19 protein-coding genes are annotated in these 22213 nt (G+C 45.3%); 8 read left to right on the top strand and 11 right to left on the bottom strand.

Going from position 1 to position 22213, the window contains the following annotated elements; all coding sequences use genetic code 11:
* Positions 1-20: 20 nt before the first annotated feature.
* Complete coding sequence (locus BEL05_RS10420; RefSeq protein WP_028763427.1) at positions 21-788, bottom strand: DUF4097 family beta strand repeat-containing protein; 768 nt, start codon at positions 786-788, stop codon at positions 21-23.
* A gap of 217 nt (positions 789-1005) precedes the next feature.
* Here BEL05_RS10420 and BEL05_RS10415 point away from each other — a divergent pair, with 217 nt between their 5' ends.
* Positions 1006-1788, top strand: a complete 783-nt coding sequence (locus BEL05_RS10415; protein WP_069671126.1) for a class I SAM-dependent methyltransferase — start codon at positions 1006-1008, stop codon at positions 1786-1788.
* Positions 1789-1797: 9 nt separating this feature from the next.
* Here the strand turns inward: BEL05_RS10415 and BEL05_RS10410 are convergent, their stop codons facing one another.
* The 3 genes from BEL05_RS10410 to BEL05_RS10400 all read right to left on the bottom strand — a co-directional run bounded on the left by BEL05_RS10410 (position 1798) and on the right by BEL05_RS10400 (position 8061).
* On the bottom strand, positions 1798-3636 hold the full coding sequence (locus BEL05_RS10410; protein WP_069671125.1) for a M14 family metallopeptidase: 1839 nt from the start codon (positions 3634-3636) through the stop codon (positions 1798-1800).
* A 126-nt stretch (positions 3637-3762) separates the two neighbouring features.
* The gene (locus BEL05_RS10405) at positions 3763-6894 is read right to left on the bottom strand and encodes an efflux RND transporter permease subunit (RefSeq protein WP_028763430.1); all 3132 of its coding nucleotides are present in this window, start codon (positions 6892-6894) and stop codon (positions 3763-3765) included.
* 9 nt (positions 6895-6903) lie between these two features.
* Positions 6904-8061, bottom strand: a complete 1158-nt coding sequence (locus tag BEL05_RS10400) for an efflux RND transporter periplasmic adaptor subunit (protein ID WP_069671124.1) — start codon at positions 8059-8061, stop codon at positions 6904-6906.
* A gap of 429 nt (positions 8062-8490) precedes the next feature.
* Here BEL05_RS10400 and BEL05_RS10395 point away from each other — a divergent pair, with 429 nt between their 5' ends.
* Entirely contained in the window at positions 8491-9246 is a 756-nt protein-coding gene (locus BEL05_RS10395) for a TorF family putative porin (protein ID WP_069671123.1), read from the top strand.
* A gap of 240 nt (positions 9247-9486) precedes the next feature.
* On the opposite strand, the gene BEL05_RS10390 is transcribed toward BEL05_RS10395, so the two are convergent.
* Entirely contained in the window at positions 9487-10176 is a 690-nt protein-coding gene (locus BEL05_RS10390) for a DNA-3-methyladenine glycosylase I (protein WP_069671122.1), read from the bottom strand.
* 219 nt (positions 10177-10395) lie between these two features.
* On the opposite strand from BEL05_RS10390, the gene BEL05_RS10385 reads away from it, so the two are divergent.
* Positions 10396-11298, top strand: coding sequence for a LysR family transcriptional regulator (locus BEL05_RS10385; protein WP_069671121.1), 903 nt, complete (start codon positions 10396-10398; stop codon positions 11296-11298).
* 119 nt (positions 11299-11417) lie between these two features.
* Entirely contained in the window at positions 11418-12065 is a 648-nt protein-coding gene (locus BEL05_RS10380; protein ID WP_028763435.1) for a glutathione S-transferase family protein, read from the top strand.
* 22 nt (positions 12066-12087) lie between these two features.
* Here the strand turns inward: BEL05_RS10380 and BEL05_RS10375 are convergent, their stop codons facing one another.
* Together BEL05_RS10375 and hemG (BEL05_RS10370) are read right to left on the bottom strand one after the other, a co-directional pair.
* Entirely contained in the window at positions 12088-12618 is a 531-nt protein-coding gene (locus BEL05_RS10375) for a thioesterase family protein (protein WP_028763436.1), read from the bottom strand.
* 119 nt (positions 12619-12737) lie between these two features.
* Positions 12738-13271 carry a menaquinone-dependent protoporphyrinogen IX dehydrogenase gene (gene hemG, locus BEL05_RS10370; protein WP_028763437.1) on the bottom strand — a complete coding sequence of 178 codons (534 nt, stop codon included), beginning with the start codon at positions 13269-13271 and terminating at the stop codon, positions 12738-12740.
* Positions 13272-13547: 276 nt separating this feature from the next.
* Between hemG (BEL05_RS10370) and BEL05_RS10365 the strand changes: the two genes are divergently transcribed.
* Entirely contained in the window at positions 13548-13853 is a 306-nt protein-coding gene (locus BEL05_RS10365; RefSeq protein ID WP_028763438.1) for an ArsR/SmtB family transcription factor, read from the top strand.
* A gap of 23 nt (positions 13854-13876) precedes the next feature.
* Here BEL05_RS10365 and hemG (BEL05_RS10360) read toward each other — a convergent pair whose 3' ends face one another.
* From hemG (BEL05_RS10360) to pepQ, 4 genes are all read right to left on the bottom strand, one after another.
* Positions 13877-14404: a menaquinone-dependent protoporphyrinogen IX dehydrogenase gene (gene hemG / locus BEL05_RS10360; RefSeq protein WP_069671120.1), complete on the bottom strand. Its 528-nt coding sequence runs from the start codon at positions 14402-14404 to the stop codon at positions 13877-13879.
* A complete protein-coding gene (locus BEL05_RS10355; RefSeq protein WP_028763440.1) occupies positions 14404-15861 on the bottom strand; it encodes a TrkH family potassium uptake protein in 1458 nt (485 codons plus the stop codon). Before BEL05_RS10355 ends, hemG (BEL05_RS10360) begins: the two co-directional genes overlap by 1 nt.
* Positions 15862-16001: 140 nt before the next feature.
* The gene (locus tag BEL05_RS10350; RefSeq protein ID WP_069671135.1) at positions 16002-16619 is read right to left on the bottom strand and encodes a YigZ family protein; all 618 of its coding nucleotides are present in this window, start codon (positions 16617-16619) and stop codon (positions 16002-16004) included.
* 13 nt (positions 16620-16632) lie between these two features.
* Positions 16633-17955, bottom strand: coding sequence for a Xaa-Pro dipeptidase (pepQ, locus tag BEL05_RS10345; protein WP_069671119.1), 1323 nt, complete (start codon positions 17953-17955; stop codon positions 16633-16635).
* Positions 17956-18236: 281 nt separating this feature from the next.
* Here pepQ and fadB point away from each other — a divergent pair, with 281 nt between their 5' ends.
* From fadB to BEL05_RS10330, 3 genes are all read left to right on the top strand, one after another.
* A complete protein-coding gene (gene fadB / locus BEL05_RS10340) occupies positions 18237-20387 on the top strand; it encodes a fatty acid oxidation complex subunit alpha FadB (protein WP_069671118.1) in 2151 nt (716 codons plus the stop codon).
* A gap of 21 nt (positions 20388-20408) precedes the next feature.
* On the top strand, positions 20409-21572 hold the full coding sequence (gene fadA / locus BEL05_RS10335; RefSeq protein ID WP_028763444.1) for an acetyl-CoA C-acyltransferase FadA: 1164 nt from the start codon (positions 20409-20411) through the stop codon (positions 21570-21572).
* Positions 21573-21744: 172 nt separating this feature from the next.
* The gene (locus tag BEL05_RS10330) at positions 21745-22206 is read left to right on the top strand and encodes a GNAT family N-acetyltransferase (RefSeq protein ID WP_069671117.1); all 462 of its coding nucleotides are present in this window, start codon (positions 21745-21747) and stop codon (positions 22204-22206) included.
* Positions 22207-22213: the final 7 nt, after the last annotated feature.

The following is a 22213-nucleotide window of genomic DNA, read 5'->3' as shown; positions in this document are numbered from 1 at the left end:
TAGCCTCCGCGCCGGGAAGTCTAATTCATGCTGACAGGGCCATTAATATTGTTAAAGCTCAAATCCCCCGAACCTGCTTCAATGATATTCAGCCCTTGAGTATTGCTTACTTCGATTCCGCCAGAACCATCATCGATAGTCACTTTGCCTGCAATATCAACAACAGTCATGGCACCCGAACCATCATTGATCACAACATCACCCTTTACTTTGCTAACTTCAATACTGCCAGAGCCATCATCCAGATTGATGTTGCCATCGACATTAGCCAATACAATGCTGCCAGAGCCGTCATCGATCACCACATTTTTGCCACCATCAATGTCAATACTGCCTGAGCCATCTTTGATAATCATGTTGGCATCAATCCCTTTAATATCAATACTGCCTGACCCATCTTCGATATCTAGCATCATGGATGCAGGCACCTTCATGACGATATCAATATAGGGTGATGAGCCATTGAATGACACACGATAAAAGGAGTCAAAATTTGCCACTAGCTTAGCTTGGTCGCCATCACGCATTAAAGTTAGCTCAGGTTCTACGCCGTCATACCCATATATATTCGCTTCTAAGGTGATCTGAGTTAAGCCCTCTACCCCCTCAATGGTCAGTGCCCCCGATCCAGTTTCAGCTTCCAGCCCATTCAGACCACTCGCATCTAATGACAACGCTGAGGTTCGATGATAATCAAATGATTCCATGCCAGCACCGTTAACATTAATAATGCAACCGCTTAAACCAAAAGTGAGTGCTGCTGACAATACTAAGGGACGTAAAACCATAATGAATCTTCCTTATTAAATCTTATGAACTGATTTTGTTAGCTATTTTTATCTATTGCAATGAAAAGCTTATTAGCAGAAACCATGCCAACACTGTATCTATATGTTTTAGTTATGTTATATTTTCATTAACACCAAATAGAATTAGCAACACCATCACTTAGTTGTGTAAAGCACTAGATCTTGGTGAAAAGCCTAATAGTTAAGGAGACTGTTAATGGACTATCTTACCTTGAATAAAACGGCATGGGATGAGCGCGCTAAAATCCACCTCGCCTCCAAGTTTTATGATGTGCCAGGCTTCATCGCAGGCAATACCTCGTTGCAAGAAATAGAACTTGAAGCGCTAGATGTGCAAGGCAAAAGCCTGTTGCACCTACAGTGTCACTTTGGGTTAGACACGCTATCTTGGTCAAGGCTTGGCGCCAACGTCACAGGTGTTGATCTCTCATCTACCGCCATTGAACAAGCCAGAGCTTTGGCTCGGCAATGCCAACTGCAGGCTGACTTTATCTGTAGTGACATCTATCAAGCCCCTGCCCAGTTGACGCAGCAGTTCGACATTATATATACCTCATACGGCGTATTATGCTGGCTGCCGGACCTGCAACGCTGGGCCGATATCATCGCGGCGGCACTCAAAACTGGTGGGCTGTTTTATATGGCTGAGTTTCATCCGGTACAGGCATTAATGGAAGGCTACAGCTACTTTGCCCAAGCAGAACCTGATGTTGAGCAAGAGGCCACCTACACAGAAAACAGCTCTTCTAAAAAACATACCATGGTGACATGGCCACATTCACTGGCCGATGTCGTCACCGCGCTGTTAAACGCGGGCCTTGAGATAACCGCACTCAAAGAGTTTGACTTTAGCCCTTACGATGCGTTCGAAGGACTCGTTGAAGGCCAAACATCGAGTGAACGCCCCCGATACTATCTAGTGCACCAAGGACAAAATGTACCACTTGTCTACACAGTGTCTGCAATAAAAAACCGATAAAAAAGCATCCTAATTACGTAATACCGGATAAGCTAAATAGGCTCGGTCATAATAAGGGCTGCGTTCATAAAACCAACGCAGCCTTGCTTGAGCATCACTAGCAAAAGCAGTATCTTGCAACGCCTTATCAAACTCCGCCTGCAAGCTTGGATCTTCCGCTAACATCTTGGCAGCCATTGGCTCAACAGCGTAATGTTCAATGTATTCTGTCCGCGTAAAGATAGGGTTGAAAAATCCCCATTGGAACAGCGAGTCTGGCGATTGAGGTTCGAGTAGTAAAATAGCCAGATCCCCAAGCGGTTGTCGCGTGTCAATTTTGACAGTACCAGCTGGTAGCTGGGTGGTCACAACCTTAGATGAGACCTCAGCTGTCACACGCTGACGTCCTTCATAATCTTGGCGGGCAAACTGCGGTGCACTAAACTGATACTGGCTTAATGAGATCGACTTAGACTGCTCAAGCCTGGTCATACGAATGCCATGGAGCTCGAGTCGCCCGATCACCTCAGTCCATTGTGGGGGAATATAGTATGTTGATGGACGGTTGACCTTAATATCGGCCAATGTATTACCGATCACAGGTAAGTTTTTATAGAGCTTAGGTTTGCCACTCCAGCGCACAACCTGTTCGCCACTAATCACGCTATCTTCTAGCGTGTAATCAATACCTTTAAAATCCCACCCAGCTTTCTGCTGTTCTGATTGCCAGGTTAGCGTTAGTCGCTCGCTATATCGATAACTATCTTGCTTAATGGCAGACTTAAGCGTCGTTGCTTGTTCACCCACTAATTTAAGCGTTGCTTCAAGCATCACATACGTCCCTAAAACCCTTTGCTTAAAAGGTTTTAGACTATGATTTTCAATTAAGATAGTGGGAAGATGCCGTGCATCACCATAACCATTAGAGAAGCGTGGACTGGCATTCCATAAAGATAGACCTTTGCTCATATCACGGTTATCCATGGCAAACACCAGCGGTCCGGGTTGATGCCCCTGACTTTGCAGCGACGCCTCGACAAAGGGACGGTATTGCTTATCTAACCAGCGAAAACTCGCAGGACTTAAACCTTGAGCAAGGTTGTAGCCGAAAGTAACGTCGTACTGATAATCGATGCCATCGGTGACATGCACATCAATATAAAGATCTGGTTGCCACTGATTAATCGCTATCAGCATATGCTGCATCTCTAGGGTGTCAGCCTTAGCATAATCTCGATTGAGGTTAAGGTTATTTGCCGTGGTGCGCCATCCCATATCAACAGGACCACGCTGATTAACACGGTTAAACTGGCTACTACGCTCGTGGCCATCCACGCTAAAAATCGGCACAAACAGTAAGTTTGCCTGTTCGAGTAGTGCACCTTTATTTCCCAGAACAATATCTCGCAGCAGCATCATACCCGCGTCTTTGCCATCAATTTCGCCCGCATGAATCCCAGCCTGAACCATCACTGTCGGCTTGTTATTAGCCGCTAAGCTCTCTGGCGTTTTGGCACCATTATCCGAGGCAATAATCATCCAGATATCACGCCCCTGAGGACTCTTACCCAATGACACTTTTTTCAATTTGTCGGTTTGAGCAATTAACTTATCGAGCCAAGCAAAGGTTTCAACATAGCTTGGACTGGTTTTCAGCCCATCGCGTTCAAAAGGGGTCGCCCACTCATCATCGGCGGCCATTAACAGGGATTCGCTGTCACCATGCCATGGCTCCATTGGTGGCAAAATCGCATCATTAATATATGTATTGGCTAACTGTGGGGTTGTTTCGGACTGCACGTCGGCACCGAGCACATAATAGCTGTTAACGCAGAGCAGCAAAGCGAGGGTTTTAGGGAGCGCACGCATGATATATTTACCTAAAGGCTTATTATTAGGCAGATATCTTTAATGAAAACCTGCTTGAGTGCAACACCCAAACAGCAATAAAAAGCCCAGCAGATGCTGGGCTTGTTGTGCTTAATAATCGTCGACTTACTTGTCGCTACTCGACGCGCCTTTTCTTTCTCGCTTACTGAAAATACGCTCAACAATAACGAAGAAGATAGGGATAAAGAAGATCCCCATAAAGGTTGAGCTCATCATGCCACCCAATACCGCAGTACCAATCGCATTCTGGCTACCAGAACCAACGCCACTACTAATCGCAAGCGGCACAACCCCTAAACCAAAGGCAAGAGAAGTCATCAAGATTGGACGTAAACGAACTCGCACCGCATGCAGGGTCGCTTCAACCAAACCTGCACCTTTTTCATAGAACTCTTTAGCAAATTCCACAATCAAAATGGCGTTTTTCGTCGCAAGCCCCACAGTCGTTAGCAGACCAACCTGGAAGAATACGTCGTTAGGCAGACCACGACCATTCATCGCAATAAGCGCTCCGATAATCCCTAGCGGCACCACGAGGATAACGGCAAACGGTACTGACCAACTCTCGTACAGGGCAGCCAAAACAAGGAATACGACAATAATAGAGAGAGCGTAAAGCATTGGCGCTTGGTTGCCAGAGAGGCGTTCCTCGTAAGACAAACCGTTCCACTCAACACCAAACCCTGGTGGTAACTGTTTAACCATATCTTCGATAATATTCATCGCCTCACCCGTGCTGAATCCAGGCGCAACACCACCTTGAATGTTCATCGCAGGTAAACCGTTGAAACGCTCAAGTCTTGGCGAACCAAACTCCCAGGTCCCTGTTGCAAAGGCAGAGAAAGGCACCATCTCACCATTGGCATTTCTCACATACCAAGAGTCGATATCTTCAGGCTGCATACGGTAATCGGCATCGCCTTGAACATACACTTTCTTCACACGTCCACGGTCAATAAAGTCATTAACGTAATTACCACCCCATGCCGTACCCAACACACTGTTTACAGAGTCGATGTCGATACCAAGCGCACGCAACTTGGCGTGATCAATATGGATCTGGTACAAAGGCGCATCTTCTTGACCATTAGGGCGAACCCCAACTAGGTTAGGGTTTTGTGATGCCATACCAAGCAGCATATTACGCGCTTCAACCAACTTATCATGGCCTTGACCATTTCTATCTTGCAGATAGAAGTCAAAACCGTTCGCTGTACCTAACTCGATAACCGCAGGTGGGACAAAGGCAAATACAAAAGCTTCTTTCATCTGCATAAACATGCCCATGGCACGTCCTGCAACAGATTGCACATCTTGACCTGGGTTTTGACGTTCTGACCAATCTTTAAGACCAACGAACGCGATACCCATATTTTGGCCATTACCCGCAAAACTGAAGCCCGATACACTAAAGACAGACTTAACATTGTCACCTTCAGCATTGAGGTAAAAGTCAGTCACATCTTCCAGCACATTCTGCGTGGCTTCTTGGGTCGAGTTCACCGGCAAAATCGCTTGAGTAAACAAAATACCCTGATCTTCGTCGGGTAAAAAAGCGGTTGGCATACGCATAAAGATCCAACCCACGGCGACAGTAATGGCTAAAAACACCATCATAGTACGACCCGCACGTTTAATCATGGCTGCCACGCCAGCTTCATAGCGCGATGTTAACGCATCAAACTTACGGTTAAACCATCCGAAGAAGCCGGTTTTTGCATGGCTCTCGCCCTTAGCAATAGGCTTCAACATAGTGGCACATAGTGCAGGAGTGAGAATGATAGCAACCATGACCGACAGTGCCATCGCGGAGACAATGGTAATAGAGAACTGTCGATAAATAACCCCGGTTGAGCCTGACATAAATGCCATAGGCACAAACACGGCGCTAAGCGTTAAACCAATACCCACCAGAGCACCAGTGATCTGGTCCATCGACTTCTTCGTCGCCTCGATGGGACTCAGTCCCTCCTCCTGCATTACCCGCTCAACGTTTTCCACCACAACAATCGCATCATCCACCAACAAACCGATCGCCAGTACCATAGCAAACATGGTTAAGGTGTTAATTGAGAAACCTGCTGCCGACAAAATAGCAAAGGTTCCCAAGAGCACCACAGGCACCGCAATCGTAGGAATAAGCGTTGCGCGAAAGTTCTGCAAGAACAGATACATGATCAAAAATACTAAGACCACGGCTTCGAGTAGCGTATGCACAACCCCTTCAATTGATTTTTCAACGAAAGGTGTCGTGTCATAGGGGTACACCACCTCCATCCCCGCTGGGAAGAAAGGCTTAAGCTCATCAATTTTTTCGCGCACCAATTCTGCGGTAGCGAGTGCGTTAGCACCCGTCGCTAACTGAATACCGATACCCGCTGCAGGCTTACCATTATAGAAAGATTCGACGGCGTAACTTTCTGCACCTAACTCCACTCGCGCCACATCTTCTAGAAAGACCTTAGCCCCTGAAGTATCAGCCTTAATAATGATCTTTTTAAATTGGTCGGCCGTCTGCAATCGGCTTTGTGCCGATACAGTCGCATTGAGTTCTTGTCCAGCAACCGATGGCGAGCCCCCTAATTGCCCGGCAGAGACTTGCGCATTTTGCTCACGGATAGACGAGATAATATCTTGACTGGTTAAGTTATATTGCGTCAGTTTTAACGGATCTAACCAGATTCGCATCGCATACTGTGCGCCAAATAACTGGATAGTCCCCACACCTGGTACACGACTTAGCGGATCTTGAATGTTAGAGCCTACGTAGTCAGAGATATCGTTTTTATCTAAAGAGCCATCTTCTGATACAAAGCCTGCGACCATCAAAAAGCCCGCACTCGACTTAGCAACGTTGACACCTTGAGCCTGAACCTCTTGTGGCAACAAAGGCATCGCAAGCTGTAACTTGTTTTGTACCTGCACCTGCGCAATATCAGGATCGGCTTCGGCGTTAAAGGTTAAGGTGATCTGTGCATTACCAAAACTATCACTGGTCGAAGAGATATAGCGCAAGTTATCAAGACCTGTCATGCGCTGCTCAATCACCTGAGTGACCGAATCTTCCATGGTCTTAGCTGATGCTCCAGGGTATACCGCACTAATCACCACAGAAGGGGGGGCGATACTTGGGTATTGCGAAACGGGCAAACCAAAGATGGATAGCACCCCCGCCATCATCACAATGATGGCGATTACCCAAGCAAAAATAGGGCGATCAATAAAGAAACGTGCCATGATTACACCCTATTTCTGTTGTTGTGCTTGAGGTTGCTTGTCTGCAACCAAAGGACCAGCTTTAACTGCCATACCTGGACGGATTTTCTGCAGACCTTCAACGATAAGCTCGTCTCCCACAGCTAATCCATCAGTAATTCGCCACTGGTTGTTAATCACTTCAGCAGTCGTCACCACACGTGAAGCCACTTTTCCTTCGCCATCAATCACCATGGCAACAGCTTGGCCCTTCGTATTGCGAGTAATCGCCCGTTGTGGCACCAAAATCGCCTGTGGATCCGTACCTGTATTCAGCACAGCTCGGACATACATGCCTGGCATAAGCACACCATCAGGGTTAGGGAACTCAGCTCGTAAAATCACTGAGCCAGTATTTTCATTCACACTCACTTCAGCAAACTGTAACGTACCCGTTTGGCCATAAGTCGTGCCATCTTCCAGAATGAGTTGAACATCGGCGTTTTCAGCCGCTTCTAACTGACCCGCTTTTAACTTGGCTTTTAAACGTAGTAGTTGCGCACTTGATTGAGCAATTTCAATATTGATCGGATCAAGCTGCTGAATAGTCGCCAAAGTTTGGCTCTGATTCGCCGTAACAAGTGCCCCAGCGGTGATAGAAGATTTACCCACGCGCCCAGAGATAGGAGCACGAACTTCAGTGTACTCGAGGTTTATTTTTGCTGTATTAATAGCGGCTTCAGCAACGGTAACGCGCGCCATCGCCTCTTTGTAAGCAGCATCAGCTTCATCATAATCTTGTTCACTGATAGAGTTTAATTTAACCAGCTTTTCAAATCGCAGCGCCTTTGCTTTCGCAGAAACTAAACCCGCCTGTGCACTCTTTAAATCTGCTTTTGCACTGACTAACGCCGCTTTATAGGTAGATGAATCAATTTGATAGAGAGACTGGCCCTTTACCACATCTTTACCTTCAACGAAGCCACGATTAATGATAATCCCGCTGACTTGGGGACGAACTTCGGCTTCTAAATACGCCTTACTGCGACCTGGTAACTCAACCAAAATAGATTGGGGTTCGGCAACGACAGTTACAGAACCGACTTCCATAGGTCCTAGGTCCTGTGGACCTTGTTCAGGCTTTTGCTCACACCCTGTTATCCATAACGCCACACTTAACACTGAGGCAATTTTCACTATTTGCCGCATGATAACTCCTAATTTGAGCTGCCAAACAAGATTTTCTCGAGCAGTTGATAGTACTTTCGAGCTACATTGTGGGAGCATAATTTTCTGTTAAAATTCTGAAGGTCTATTTATCTCATACCCATGGCTAGGCAACAAGAATTACAGCCGGGTGATTTTGTAAGTTAATGCAAATTTTTATATGAAACCATCGAGTCATGTTAATTTTTAGTGAAACAATGGGTTCTGCGCAGCCGCTTGCAACAACCATGTAGACAAAGTGTAAATGAAAAGCACTTAACATACTTAGCTATCTCCATGTTAAACATCAAGTTAAACCACTCCTATTCATAAGTTTTCATATTTGTTTTCTGTTAGTTCATTCTCGGCCCAAAGGCTGTTCATAAGTTCGGCATATATTGCTTACAACAGCCAAAACAACAGCGACATGAGATGATGATTATGAACAAAACAAGCCCACTCAAAAGTGCACTAGTCATTGGTAGTTTTTTACTATCCGCTACCTCTATTGCCCACGCAGAGGATAACCAAGTATTAGGTGGAACCCTCACAGGCAACCTAACTTTTGCTTCTGACTATGTATTTCGTGGTGAGTCTGAAACCATGGATGGCGACGTTCCGGTTGTTCAAGGCACGTTAGGCTGGGGTAACGATGATGGTTGGTATGGCGGCGTTTTTGCCTCAAATATCAAATTTGCCGATCCAAATCTTGAAATAGTCACAGCCCCTTATATTGGTAAAGCGGGTGAGTTTGGCGACAGTGGTTTTACCTATGATGTAATGGTATTTTCATACCTTTACCCTGGCGCTTCATACTCTAACTACACTGAGTTATGGATGAAAGTCGGCAAACAATTCGGCCAAGCCAACATTCAACTTGAAGTCACACCAACAATTGATGATTGGTTTGGCGTTGATGGATGGCAAGGCGTTAACTACTCAATTCACCCGAGCTATCAATTTGACAATGGGCTTAAGGTGTCCGGTAGTGTGGGCTATCAAGATCTAGACGGTGAAGGAGCCGAAGGTTGGGGCCACTGGAACTTAGGTGTCAGCAAGATGTTTGCTGGTCTTAGTTTCGATTTGAGATATCACGGAAGCACCGTTGATGAAACTCATAAAGTTTATGGTACACAAACGAAAATTTTTGATGACCGTGTGGTTATCGGTATTAACAAGAGCTTTTAATCGGTTCTCGTTAGCGCACTTTGCTTTATCTCTACATTTCCTGCATACCTTTGCCAGCCCCTACGGGCTGGCTTTTTTGTATAAGGATATACTTATCCCTGGTGTCCAAGGACGGACATTGAAGGGGTTTGTATAAGGATATACTTATCCCTGGTGTCCAAGGACGGACATTAAAGGGGGTTGTATAAGGATATCCCCCTATAGTCTGGTGTCCGAGGATAAGCATCTAACCAACAAACGTTAAAGACGGTTGTCACCTACACTGCACGCTACTATCCGACTAATGTGCGCCAAGCTCAGCCCTGATTCTTGTTGCCATGTCGTAAATACCGCCTGCACCTGCTTTAACCCTCCTTTTGAGGTAAAACCATAATCAATCAACTTATTCGCAGTAAAGTAACCTTTAACATCCTCGGTCAACAAAAAAGTGTCTTTGCCGATCGCACGTAAAAAATAGGGACCAGTATTGCCGCCCAGCCGATTACCTAAGCGCTTTAACTCCGCCCACAATCCAGTAATATTATCGCTTGGCCAATCGGCGATAAACTCAGCAAAGCTACCATGTTGTAAGGCGAGTTCATGTACCATCAGGGCATTATCATAAATCGCCATGGTCTTCTTAAGGTGACGAATAAGCTCACTGTCACTCGCTCTTTGTTGCAGTTGCTCAGGAGAGAGCATTAGTACTTTATGGGGTTCGAAATCAAAAAATGCCCGCTCATAAGCAGGCCATTTATTATCGACAATTCGCCAAACAAAGCCGCATTGAAACACTTTCCGGCTCAACTCAGACAATAATTCAGCGTCACTGTATTGTGCAATTTCTGCCACATTGTTCGATTGAGGCAACAGTGACAGCAGCGATTGCTCACCGCCTTTACGCTCACATGCACGCTGATGAATGGTGGCGAATGATTCTAAATGTGTCATAACTATCTCTAAATGATATTGGCGATACCAAGTTAAAAAACTTGTTATTAGTACCCCATTAATACTGAAAAGCCAAAGATAACGATCATCACCGCACTTAAAATAAATGCCAATATTCACGCTCAACTTTGACTTATTAGATAATATACGTAATAAATAAGTGTGACATTTAGGTGTTTGATAACCGCATATAAACAATAGTTGGCTGAGGACTCGTTTATGGACGCATCACAACTCTACCGAATGCTGGTTTTTGCCAGTGTTGTCGAGCAGGGGTCATTAACTGCCGCCGCAGAAACACTTGGCATCAGTCGCTCCATGGTCAGCCAACATCTAAAGCGTCTCGAGAACCGATGCCAACTAAGCCTTTTGCATCGAACCACACGTAAGATATCCCTGACCCAAGAGGGACAACAGTTTTACCATTATTGCGCCGAACTCCTCAAACTTGCCAAGCAAGCGGAAGCGGCAATCATTCCTAATGATGAACAACTCCAGGGCAGTATCAAAATCGCAGCACCTGTTGCCATAGGTGAACTAGCCCTAGCGGCGTTATTAAAAGAGTTTCATAAGCGCTATCCCAAAATACACGTCTCACTGCAGCTAGAAGATAGAAAATTAGATCAGCTTGAGCATCACATCGATATCGCAATTCAGACAGGTCAGCCAGACAATGAAGAGTTAGTGGCCATTAAGTTGGCCCAGTACGACGACTACCTTGTGGCAAGCCCTGAATATATTGCGAATCATGGTGCGCCACTCCACCCTGATAACCTAAATCACCATCAATGGATAATGCAAAGCGCCAATCAACTACCAAGACGTTGTCAATTCGATAATAGTGATGGTGAAAAATTTACACTACAGCTCACACCATTTATCAACTGCAACACCAGTTTAGGCTGCCTTAAATTGGTCAAAGAGGGACTTGGACTAGCCATGTTGCCAGAACATATTGTCAAACAGCCCTTACAGGCAGAAAAGTTAGTACGTTTATTACCTGACTATCATTTAGGCCGAGGTGGGATTTTTGCGGTGCATAGTTATCAAGATGTGGTGCCAGCAAGAATTAGGGCAATGCTCGCTTTTATGGAGCAACGCCTCTACCGTGATACACCTTAGGCATAAGCTGTAATAGAAGAGCCTTCATAATTGATATGTGGGCTACAAAATTACCACCACTAAAGCTAAAGCGAGCTACAGTTAAACGATGATTAGCAAGTAAATAGGGGCCTAGCGAGATGGAACTGTTCTACTATCCTCTTTCACGTTATTCCCAAAAAGTGCTTATCGCGCTTTATGAAAAACAGGCAAATTTTTACCCTAGGGTCATCGATATTCACGACCCCTTCTCTCGCCAGCAATTTAAGGCCAGTTATCCTACCGGAAAGCTACCATTGCTAAAAACACGTGCAGGAGAACTGCTGCCTGAATCGAGTATTATTATTGAATATATAGACAATGAGTTTAGTACTGGCACTCAGCTGATCCCGACACATCCGTCACAAGCACTCGACGTGCGCCTGTTTGACCGCATCATCGACAACGACCTAAGTAACCAACTGTTTAAACTTGAAAAACTTCAAGCTAGGCAACTAGATGATCCACTACAGGTCAAACACTTAGAAAATGAGATCAACCAGACTCTGCACCAGTTAAACAACAAACTTACCGATAATCACTGGCTTTGTGGAGACAGTTTTACGTTAGCTGATTGCGCCCTTATACCCTGTATTATGCAAATGCGAAGACGATTTAAACTCTATGAATTTGATGCTTTAGACAGATACTTGCATCAAGCTGAACTGCGAGGTGCTTGGATACAGGTAGAGGAAGAGATCGCCCTCGCTGGTAATGCCATCTCCTCAGGGTTTAGACCTATCCCTTAACTCTACTACAGTTATTACCAGGTTAGATATTACGCTCTTTTTTGAGTTGTAAGAATGCTTTCCACTTCACCACTTCGGGCGGCAGCGCTGGCGCAGGTCCTACAAACCCAACCTCTTTAACCATTGTCTCAATAGGCACTTGCTTGCGGTTACACACAAATACCCCTCTAACATGAACGATACAGTGCAGGGTATTTTCGCTGACAAAGCGTTGCTCGATGTAGAAATATTTTTCATCCCATCCGACTAACTTACTCTCTATCTCAAACTTACTGAGCGGCTTAATATCACGTATGTAGGTAAATTCGGCTGCATTAACAATCGGCATCCACTTCATTTTGATAAAGCGCTTCAGCAAGCCCATCTCCGCCAGCATGTAAGTACGCGCAAGGTCCATCAGCGCTGGGTAGCGTGAGTTAGTCACATGCAGATTGATATCACAATCGAACGGGAGTGCTCGATAACTGATCTTACTTGTGCCCAAAAAACCGATGCTATTGCAGTGACGTACACGCCAAAACATTAACCAAAACAAGCGAAAATATAGGTTCATAACTTCAAGCCCTTTTAAATGAAGGCGAAAGGCTATCAGAGGTCATACCAGATAACAAGCAAGCAGTAAGAAAACAAAAAAGAGCCATACTGGCTCTTTAGTTATCAAAGGTCTAAGGGCTACTTAGCTAGGCTTAACAAGTGATCGGCATATACGTTAACATCATCCCAATCTGTGTAGTCAATAACTGATGTTGGATCCGTAGGGCCGTCTGTAATCTTCATAATCAACTGAATCATCCAACGGTCATACCAACGCCATGAAGGATAATCGACTTTACCAGCAATCACTTTAACATCATTGGGCTTCCAGGCAGACAGCTCAATAAACTTCTGCAAATACTTATTGTTTTCAGGAATGCGTTTCTCAGGATTACGTGCGACCACATTGACACTAAAAAAGCTGTTGGGCTTGTCACTCAATTGCTGTTGATACTGATTAGCGAAGGCAAACACTGACTTGTCATAGCTGCCATAAAGCACGCAAGCCCCCAGTGCAACGCAATCATACTCCCCCCAATTAATCTCACCCAATTGACCAATTTGCATCACATCACAACGGTTGCCCTGTTGGCGTATATGATCGGCCATGGCTTGGGTGATCTTAGCGGTATGTCCGCCACGCGAATAGTAAACAATTAAAACAGAAGCCATAAGCTGCCCATTACGATAAATAAAATAAACCCTATTGTTACAGTATCGCCACTTAGAAACATGAAATCAGATCACAAATTAGTTAAGGGTTTTGTGAATTACGCCTCCTATTAAACAAAAAAATAGAGGTAGAATAGCAATCTATATAACGAAAGCAGACATGTTGGCCTAGTATCTAATCAATACCTGCGTTAGTGGCCCCATAAAGTCACATTGCTTTCATTTTTACATTCAATTAGAGTAATCTAATCAAGCAAGATACAAGAGAGTCAGCGTATGCAAAAAGATATTGATGTAGATACTATGGTCACCAATGCTCAAAGCGCTGCAAAATGGCTAAAAGCGATAGCAAACCCATACAGATTGATGATCTTGTGCCAGTTATTAGATAATGAGTTAAGCGTCACTCAGCTGAATGAAACTGTACCGCTCAGCCAGTCAGCCTTGTCACAACACTTAGCCGTTTTACGCGCTGAAGACTTAGTGGCAACCCGCAAGAGTTCGCAGATCGTTTATTACACCTTAAAAAATGAGCAGGTAACCGAAGTTATCTCAATTCTCTATAAGCGCTACTGCGCGTAAAACTGCTCATCTTGGTAAGGCCTTTACCTCTCGCTAAAGGCTTTACCGAACTCTTGTACTTTATCCCAATCAGTAAACTCATAAGTGCCAGACGTATCTGTTGGGCCTTTGGTTATCCACATGATAAAGCGGATCATAAACTTATCGAAGAAGCGGTACTTGGGATACTCAATCTTTCCGGCAAACACCCCTAGCTGTTGTGGCTGCCACAATGACAGCTGAATGAACTTCTTCATATATGGGTTGGTTTCTGGCGTATTTTTTTCAGGCTTTCGCGCAACAACGTTTACCGTGAAGAAAGCATTCTTTTTGCTGTTTAGCACCGCTCGGTGACGATTCACATACTGGAACAGTTCTGGGCGATGCTTGCCATAACGAATACTTGCGCCAATGAGCACCTTGTCATAATAGGAAAGGTTAACTGACTGGGCCTCTTCCAAAGAAATCATGGTCACGATATTGCTTTCGGTCTTGCAGATTGCTTGTATCTGATCACAAATCGCTTTTGTCTGACCATCAACGGTCGAATAAATAATTAATGTACGGCTCATCAATTCTTCCAAAATGTAGGTGTGAACAACACCAATAGGGTAAACACTTCTAAGCGACCAAATAGCATTGCCACAACAAGCACCCACTTGGCACCATCACCGATGCTGGCATAATTACTCGCCACTTCGCCTAGGCCAGGGCCCAAATTGTTTAAACACGCGGCCGTCGCACTAAAGGCTGTAATATTATCCATGCCCAGCGCCATCAGAATCAACATACAGACAACGAAAACTAACGCATAAGCAGAAAAGAACCCCCACACCGCATCAATAACCCGATCTGGTAATGCCTTACCATTAATACGGATAGAAAACATACCTCGAGGGTGAATCAATCGTTTTAACTCTCGCGACCCCTGCAACAGCAACAAGATCATACGCATCACCTTGATGCCACCCGCAGTTGAACCACCACAGCCGCCGATAAAACTCGAAAAAATAAGTAGCATAGGCAGAAAGAGTGGCCACATATGGAAGCTCTCAGTACCGAAGCCTGCCGTAGTTGAAATTGAAACCGCTTGGAACAAGGCAAAATCAAACGTCTCTTCCGCGCTGTCATAAATTCCCGAGTGGTAAAGGGTCGCAAAGCAGATCAATGTTAATGCCAACTGGATAACGATTAGCGCCTTAAACTCCGCATCTTTAACATACACTTTGAGGTTAATACCCCGTCGAGTAAAGGCGGCAAAGTGTAAACTAAAATTCAGCGCCGCAATTAACAAGAACACCACACACACCATGTTAATTGCCGTACTATCAAAATACCCCATGCTGGCATCATGGGTTGAGAATCCACCAATCGCAATTGTAGAAAACGAATGGCAAATCGCATCGAACACATCCATGCCAGCAACCCAATAGGCAAACGCACAAGCTATGGTCAAAGCTAAATAGATATACCAGAGAGCCTTAGCGGTTTCGGCAATCCTGGGCGTCATCTTACTGTCTTTTACTGGGCCCGGGATCTCAGCACGATACAACTGCATTCCCCCAACCCCTAAGACTGGCAGAATCGCCACCGCCAATACAATAATCCCCATACCACCGAGCCACTGAAGTAGATGACGATAGAATAAAATTGCCTTGGGCAATGAATCGAGACCAACAAGTACCGTGGCACCTGTTGTGGTAAGTGCAGAGAAAGACTCAAAAAAGCTGTCGGTTAAAGAGAGATCTGGTTGGCTAGAGATGATAAATGGTACCGCACCAATTGAACCTAGCACCCCCCAAAAGAGAACCACGAGTAGGAATCCCTCTCGTGTACGCAGATCTTTTTTATGGTGACGATTGGGATACCAAAGGAAAAAGCCGAGGAACAGACTCAGAAAGAACGCCTGAATAAAAGTTGTACCACCACCATCTTTATAGATGACAGCCACTAAAGCTGGCGGCAACAGCGATAGCGAAAACAAGCCCATCAACAGACCCGTAATTCTTATAATTGTTCTATATTGCATTAGGGCTTTTTATCATTCCATTAGTGGCTCTTTGCAGGCTCGCCTATTTTCGCACAGTTTACTCAAGCAGTTGTATAAAATTTATAGCTAGCGTGTGAAACAAGTAAACCTAAATAAACGCAATAGTGCCACGTGTTTCGCTAAGGCTGTGAAAAATTTGCCTTAAGTTGCCCCTTACTCAGCGTTGCCAATTCTAGTTGAAGTTGCTCTTGATGAGCCTTAGGTATCTCAAACTTAATCGACACATTGTCACTAAACTGTTTATCGGTGATCAACGCCTCACATTGGGCTAAGTAGTGTTCAACATCTTTCAATTGATGATAGTCGCACAGTAATTGGCCAGGGTAGCGTAATAGTTTAATTTGAGTTTCAAGCTGCACCAAGCCCTGCTTAATCCCCGAACTATAAGCTCTAACTAAGCCGCCGACGCCCAATTTTGTACCACCAAAATAGCGTACGACAATCGCGGCGATTTCACCGATTTTGGCCCCTTGCAAGGTTGCTAACATTGGCCGCCCGGCACTCCCTGCTGGTTCACCATCATCACTTGCTCCCATAGCTACTGTATTGTCAGGATCTGCAGCAATAAAAGCATAACAGTAATGATTGGCACCAGGGTACTCAGACTTGGCGTTAGTAAGTGCACACTTCAGCGCTTGCTCAGACTCACAATGGAACAATAAGGAAATAAAGCGACTATGCTTTATCTCCTCTTCAACCATTAATGAGCATGCAGGGATTAGATAACTTTCACTCAACGACAATCAACCTCTAGCCGTGCAGGCCTAAATCTCGGGTCATATTTTCGATGTGGTCACTATGCACAATAACGTTGTCTTCGATACGTATTCCACCAAATGGACGTAATTGATCGACCATATTCCAATTGACTTGATTACCACGTGCATCCGCTTTCAACTCGTTTAAGAGTGTGTCGATAATGTATAAACCAGGCTCAATAGTCAGCACTTGGTTGACCGCTAACGTGCGGGTACAGCGAAGAAATGAATGTGCCTCTGGTGCTGCTATATGGGTACCACGTTCATCATGAAGGAAACCGCCCATATCATGCACTTGCAGACCTAACATATGACCTAAGCCATGAGGAAAAAATGCGCTAGTAATTCCTTGATCAATTAACCCTTGCTTATCACCAGTTGCCAGTTTGAAATCTAATAAAATTTGAGCCAATTTTTGATGAGTAATGATATGCAGATCGACATATTTCACACCGGGACGCATCATCTCAATCACCTCGAGCTGTAACTTGTCCATCGCAGCAATTAGGTCACCAAATTGATTTTTTTCAAAAGCGTAAGTCCTGGTGATATCAGAGGCATAGCCATGAAAATTGGCTCCCGCATCAATTAAAAAAGATAAACGCTGTGCGGGTGTATCATGCTCTAAAGCGGTGTAATGCAATATCGCTGCGTTCTGATTAAGCGCCACAATATTGCCGTAAGGCACTTCGTTCTCGCCCTGATCGGTTGCCGCTAAATAGGCTTGCTGGATCTGAAATTCACTCGCGCCACTGTAAAATGCACCTTTCGCCGCAACATGTCCCCTCACCGCAATCTCGTTAGCTTGACGCATACACGCCAACTCGTACTGGGTTTTCGTTGCACGATGATAATGCAGGTAACTCATCACGGCATCAGGGTTACGTGAACGAAAGCCCAATACCTCAGCCACATCGAGATGTTCACCAATATAAGCCCAATTACCGATATCTTTGGGCAGCAGTTCAGCAACCTTGTCAGCTTTAGTTAACAGCTTAATTTCAACCTCTGAGGTCCAAAAATCATCCGGTAATTCAGCCACTTTATGCCAAAAATCGACGGGGCGATAAAAGATAAGCTGAGGCTTATCTTTGCCGTTCACCAACAACCAACAATGGGGATTATCAACAATAGGCAACCAAGCTTTGAACTGTGGATTCACCTTAAAGGGATAATCCATATCATCTAAAAACTGACGATGAGGCTGACCTGAATGAATAACCAGTCCAGATAGATTTTCCCTTGCCACGATCTCAGCCACACGACGATTTAACTCAGAAATATGCTCAGGATAAAGGGGCGCTAAGTTTTCCATCTCTCGGTTCCTATTATTGATTATTGCACTTTTTTTAGCTCAGATAACGCGGCCAGCACGGACTGAGACTATGATCCAATGAGTCTAACATAAAGCACAAAATTCAGCCTAACCAAAGAAAATTAAACAACCGTTTAAATTGGGTGTTGAAATTTTCTCGATTTCAACGCACACTGAGCAGCAACTGGTCAAATGATGGCCTGCTGTAAGATAGAGATCTTTACCTACACTATACAAAATCAACAGTAGGTAGTGCTCTTAAAGCAATAAGGAAGCAAGCAATGATCTACCAAAGTCCTACGATTCAAGTTGAGTTACTTGAAGACAATATCGCTCGGCTCTGTTTTAACGCCGCTGGCTCGGTGAACAAGTTTGACAGAGAAACGTTGGAGTCTCTTAATGCCGCGTTAGAGGCTATTAAGCAAGAGACAAACATCAAAGGCTTAATGCTTGCGTCGGCAAAGGATGCATTTATTGTTGGTGCTGATATCACCGAATTTTTAGGTCTGTTCGCGCAAGATGATTCCGTACTCCTAAATTGGTTAGAAGAAGCGAATAAAGTCTTTAATAAGATTGAAGACCTTCCCTTCCCAACCATCTCAGCAATCAAAGGCTTTGCTCTAGGCGGCGGTTGCGAAACCATCCTCGCAACCGACATGCGCGTTGCCGATACGACCGCACGCATTGGTTTGCCAGAAACCAAACTAGGTATTATTCCTGGCTTTGGTGGCACAGTGCGCCTACCACGGGTCATTGGCGCCGATAACGCGCTAGAGTGGATCACTACAGGCAAAGATCAGCGCCCTGAAGCAGCATTAAAGGTTGGTGCTATTGACGCCGTTGTCGCGCCAGAATCGCTTGAAACCGCAGCAATTCAGATGCTAACAGATGCCATCGCAGAGAAGATTGATTGGCAAGCGCGTCGTCAGCGTAAATTATCTCCGCTCACGCTACCTAAACTTGAAGCCATGATGTCATTTGCCACCGCTAAAGGCATGGTATTCCAAGTTGCAGGTAAGCATTATCCAGCCCCAATGGCTGCGGTAGATGTGATCGAAAAGGCTGCTGGCGCTGAACGAACAGAAGCCTTACAAGTTGAACATCAAGCTTTCTTAAAGCTAGCAAAGACCGAAGTCGCTCAAGCTCTTATCGGCATTTTCCTTAACGATCAGCTAGTCAAAGGCAAAGCGAAAAAAGCCTCAAAACAAGCTCACCCAATTAACTCCGCAGCCGTATTAGGTGCTGGTATTATGGGTGGTGGTATTGCATACCAAAGTGCCAGTAAAGGTACACCAATTGTCATGAAGGACATTGCCCAACCAGCACTTGAGCTAGGTTTAGGCGAAGCTTCTAAGTTACTCGCAGCACAGATTAAGCGAGGCCGCTCAACGCCAGCTAAAATGGCTGCTGTACTCAATAACATCACCGCGACCTTAGATTACAGTGCTGTTCAACAAGCAGATGTTGTTGTCGAAGCCGTTGTTGAACACCCAAAAGTTAAAGCAACGGTATTGGCTGAAGTCGAGCAGCATGTTAGCGAAGACGCTATCATCGCCTCTAACACCTCAACTATCTCAATCAACTTGCTGGCTAAAAGCCTGAAGAAACCTGAGCGTTTCTGCGGTATGCATTTCTTTAACCCTGTACACAAAATGCCATTGGTTGAAGTTATTCGTGGTGAAAACAGCTCAGAAGAGACCATCGCATCGGTCGTCGCCTATGCCGCTAAAATGGGTAAAACGCCGATTGTGGTAAATGATTGCCCTGGGTTCTTCGTTAACCGCGTCTTGTTCCCTTACTTTGCCGGCTTTAGTGGCCTACTTGCCGATGGTGCTGATTTTGCGGCGATCGATAAGGTAATGGAAAAGCAATTCGGTTGGCCTATGGGTCCAGCTTATCTGCTCGACGTAGTGGGCCTTGATACTGGTCATCACGCACAAGCGGTTATGGCTGAAGGCTTCCCTGACAGAATGGGCAAAACCGGTAAAGATGCGATTGACGTGATGTTTGAAGCGCAGCGTTTTGGTCAGAAGAATGCTAAAGGCTTCTACCAATACTCTGTCGATCGTCGCGGTAAGCCGAAGAAAGATATTGATGCCGTAAGCTATGAATTACTCGGCGCCGCCTTTGGCGAACTAAAAGAGTTCAGTAAAGACGACATCATCGCTCGCACCATGATCCCAATGATCATCGAGACGGTACGTTGTCTTGAAGAAGGGATTATTGCCACGCCAGCAGAAGCTGATATGGGACTGGTTTATGGTCTTGGATTCCCTCCATTTAGAGGGGGTGTATTCCGTTACATCGACACCATGGGCGTTGCCAACTTTGTCGCACTTGCAGACAAGTATGCTCACCTAGGTGGCCTGTACCAAGTAACAGACAAGATGCGTGAACTTGCAGCCAACAACGGTAGTTACTACCAAGCCTAATCAGCGGGAAGGAATAGAATAATGAAACAAGCAGTTATTGTAGATTGCATCCGTACTCCCATGGGCCGTTCTAAGGCTGGAGTATTTAGAAATGTACGCGCAGAGACGCTCTCTGCAGAATTAATGAAAGCACTTTTAGTGCGTAACCCACAACTCGACCCAAACACCATCGAAGATGTAATTTGGGGCTGTGTTCAGCAAACCTTAGAGCAAGGCTTTAATATTGCACGTAATGCAGCCCTTTTGGCTGGCATTCCAAAACAAGCTGGCGCAGTGACCATCAACCGCCTATGTGGCTCATCAATGGAAGCGATGCATCAAGCTGCACGCGCTATCATGACTGGCATGGGCGACACCTTTATTGTCGGTGGTGTTGAGCACATGGGTCACGTACCAATGAATCACGGTGTCGACTTCCACCCAGGCCTTGCCAACAACGTAGCTAAAGCCTCAGGAATGATGGGTCTTACCGCCGAGATGCTAGGTAAAATGCACGGTATAACCCGTCAGCAGCAAGATGAGTTCGCAGTACGCTCTCATCAACGAGCTCACGCGGCAACCGTTGAGGGACGATTTGCTAATGAGATCCATGCTATTGAAGGTCATGATGGTAGCGGTGCATTGATCAAGGTTTATCATGATGAAGTTATTCGCCCGGAAACCTCACTGGAATCACTTGCTGGCCTACGTCCCGTATTTGACCCAGCCAATGGTACCGTGACAGCAGGCACCTCATCAGCACTATCTGATGGCGCCTCAGCCATGTTAGTGATGGAAGAAGAGAAAGCTAAAGCCCTTGGTTTACCCATCCGAGCGCGTATTCGCTCTATGGCGGTAGCTGGGTGCGATGCAGCAATCATGGGTTACGGTCCTGTTCCGGCGACACAAAAAGCCCTCGCACGCGCAGGCTTAACCGTTGCAGATCTCGATGTCATCGAACTCAATGAGGCCTTCGCAGCACAATCACTACCTTGTGTTAAAGATCTAGGATTGATGGATGTTGTCGACCAAAAGATTAACCTTAACGGTGGTGCAATTGCACTGGGTCATCCATTAGGCTGTTCAGGTACTCGTATCTCTACAACCCTAATCAACCTTATGGAAAGTAAAGATGCATCATTAGGCCTTGCGACCATGTGTATCGGTCTAGGCCAAGGTATTGCTACAGTGTTTGAAAGAGTGTAACGCTTCCCTTCCCATTAGCGTTGACAGAAATCGAGTAACGAAAGTTACTCGATTTTTTTTACCCGCTTTTTGCAACTTACCTTAATCAAGCAAAGCCTTGTCATAAACGCTGCTGGTACTCATTGCTGTTTTATGAAAATATTCTACATAGCGTTTAAACCGAGGTAACTCAATGCTCTGCCAAACACTTGCCGACAAACCTAACGCAACCGACACGATTGCCAATTGGTATCATACCGAATGGGGACACCTAAGTAGTGACCGAACCTTACAAACCCTACAATCATCACTCTCTGACTATTTAAATCGCGATACACTACCATTAATTTTAATGTTATGCCGAGACGATGAACCACTCGCAGCAGTGCAATTAAGGTATCAGGAAAACCCCAAATACCCAAAAGACTCACACTGGCTAGGAGGCGTTTTTGTTAAACAGAATGAACGAGGTAAAGGGCTGGGCAATAAGATAATTCAGTTGGCGATAGAGAAAGCTCGCACAATGAATATCACCACGCTCTACCTGCAAACAGAGCGTCACAATATCGAGTTGTACCGCCAACATGGCTGGCAACAAGTAGACACTCATAACGACCACGGCATTATTATTTCCATCATGGCACTGCAATTATAAATAGTGA

This window comes from Shewanella colwelliana (assembly GCF_001735525.1).
In the GTDB taxonomy this organism is placed as follows: domain Bacteria; phylum Pseudomonadota; class Gammaproteobacteria; order Enterobacterales; family Shewanellaceae; genus Shewanella; species Shewanella colwelliana.
This window is presented reverse-complemented; position numbering and strand designations above follow the sequence as displayed.

Coding starts and splice junctions, on each gene's coding strand:
- BEL05_RS10420 (WP_028763427.1), bottom strand. CDS start 788: ATGGTTTTACGTCCCTTAGTATTGTCAGCAGCACTCACTTTTGGTTTA.
- BEL05_RS10415 (WP_069671126.1), top strand. CDS start 1,006: ATGGACTATCTTACCTTGAATAAAACGGCATGGGATGAGCGCGCTAAA.
- BEL05_RS10410 (WP_069671125.1), bottom strand. CDS start 3,636: ATGCGTGCGCTCCCTAAAACCCTCGCTTTGCTGCTCTGCGTTAACAGC.
- BEL05_RS10405 (WP_028763430.1), bottom strand. CDS start 6,894: ATGGCACGTTTCTTTATTGATCGCCCTATTTTTGCTTGGGTAATCGCC.
- BEL05_RS10400 (WP_069671124.1), bottom strand. CDS start 8,061: ATGCGGCAAATAGTGAAAATTGCCTCAGTGTTAAGTGTGGCGTTATGG.
- BEL05_RS10395 (WP_069671123.1), top strand. CDS start 8,491: ATGATGATTATGAACAAAACAAGCCCACTCAAAAGTGCACTAGTCATT.
- BEL05_RS10390 (WP_069671122.1), bottom strand. CDS start 10,176: ATGACACATTTAGAATCATTCGCCACCATTCATCAGCGTGCATGTGAG.
- BEL05_RS10385 (WP_069671121.1), top strand. CDS start 10,396: ATGGACGCATCACAACTCTACCGAATGCTGGTTTTTGCCAGTGTTGTC.
- BEL05_RS10380 (WP_028763435.1), top strand. CDS start 11,418: ATGGAACTGTTCTACTATCCTCTTTCACGTTATTCCCAAAAAGTGCTT.
- BEL05_RS10375 (WP_028763436.1), bottom strand. CDS start 12,618: ATGAACCTATATTTTCGCTTGTTTTGGTTAATGTTTTGGCGTGTACGT.
- hemG (WP_028763437.1), bottom strand. CDS start 13,271: ATGGCTTCTGTTTTAATTGTTTACTATTCGCGTGGCGGACATACCGCT.
- BEL05_RS10365 (WP_028763438.1), top strand. CDS start 13,548: ATGCAAAAAGATATTGATGTAGATACTATGGTCACCAATGCTCAAAGC.
- hemG (WP_069671120.1), bottom strand. CDS start 14,404: ATGAGCCGTACATTAATTATTTATTCGACCGTTGATGGTCAGACAAAA.
- BEL05_RS10355 (WP_028763440.1), bottom strand. CDS start 15,861: ATGCAATATAGAACAATTATAAGAATTACGGGTCTGTTGATGGGCTTG.
- pepQ (WP_069671119.1), bottom strand. CDS start 17,955: ATGGAAAACTTAGCGCCCCTTTATCCTGAGCATATTTCTGAGTTAAAT.
- fadB (WP_069671118.1), top strand. CDS start 18,237: ATGATCTACCAAAGTCCTACGATTCAAGTTGAGTTACTTGAAGACAAT.
- fadA (WP_028763444.1), top strand. CDS start 20,409: ATGAAACAAGCAGTTATTGTAGATTGCATCCGTACTCCCATGGGCCGT.
- BEL05_RS10330 (WP_069671117.1), top strand. CDS start 21,745: ATGCTCTGCCAAACACTTGCCGACAAACCTAACGCAACCGACACGATT.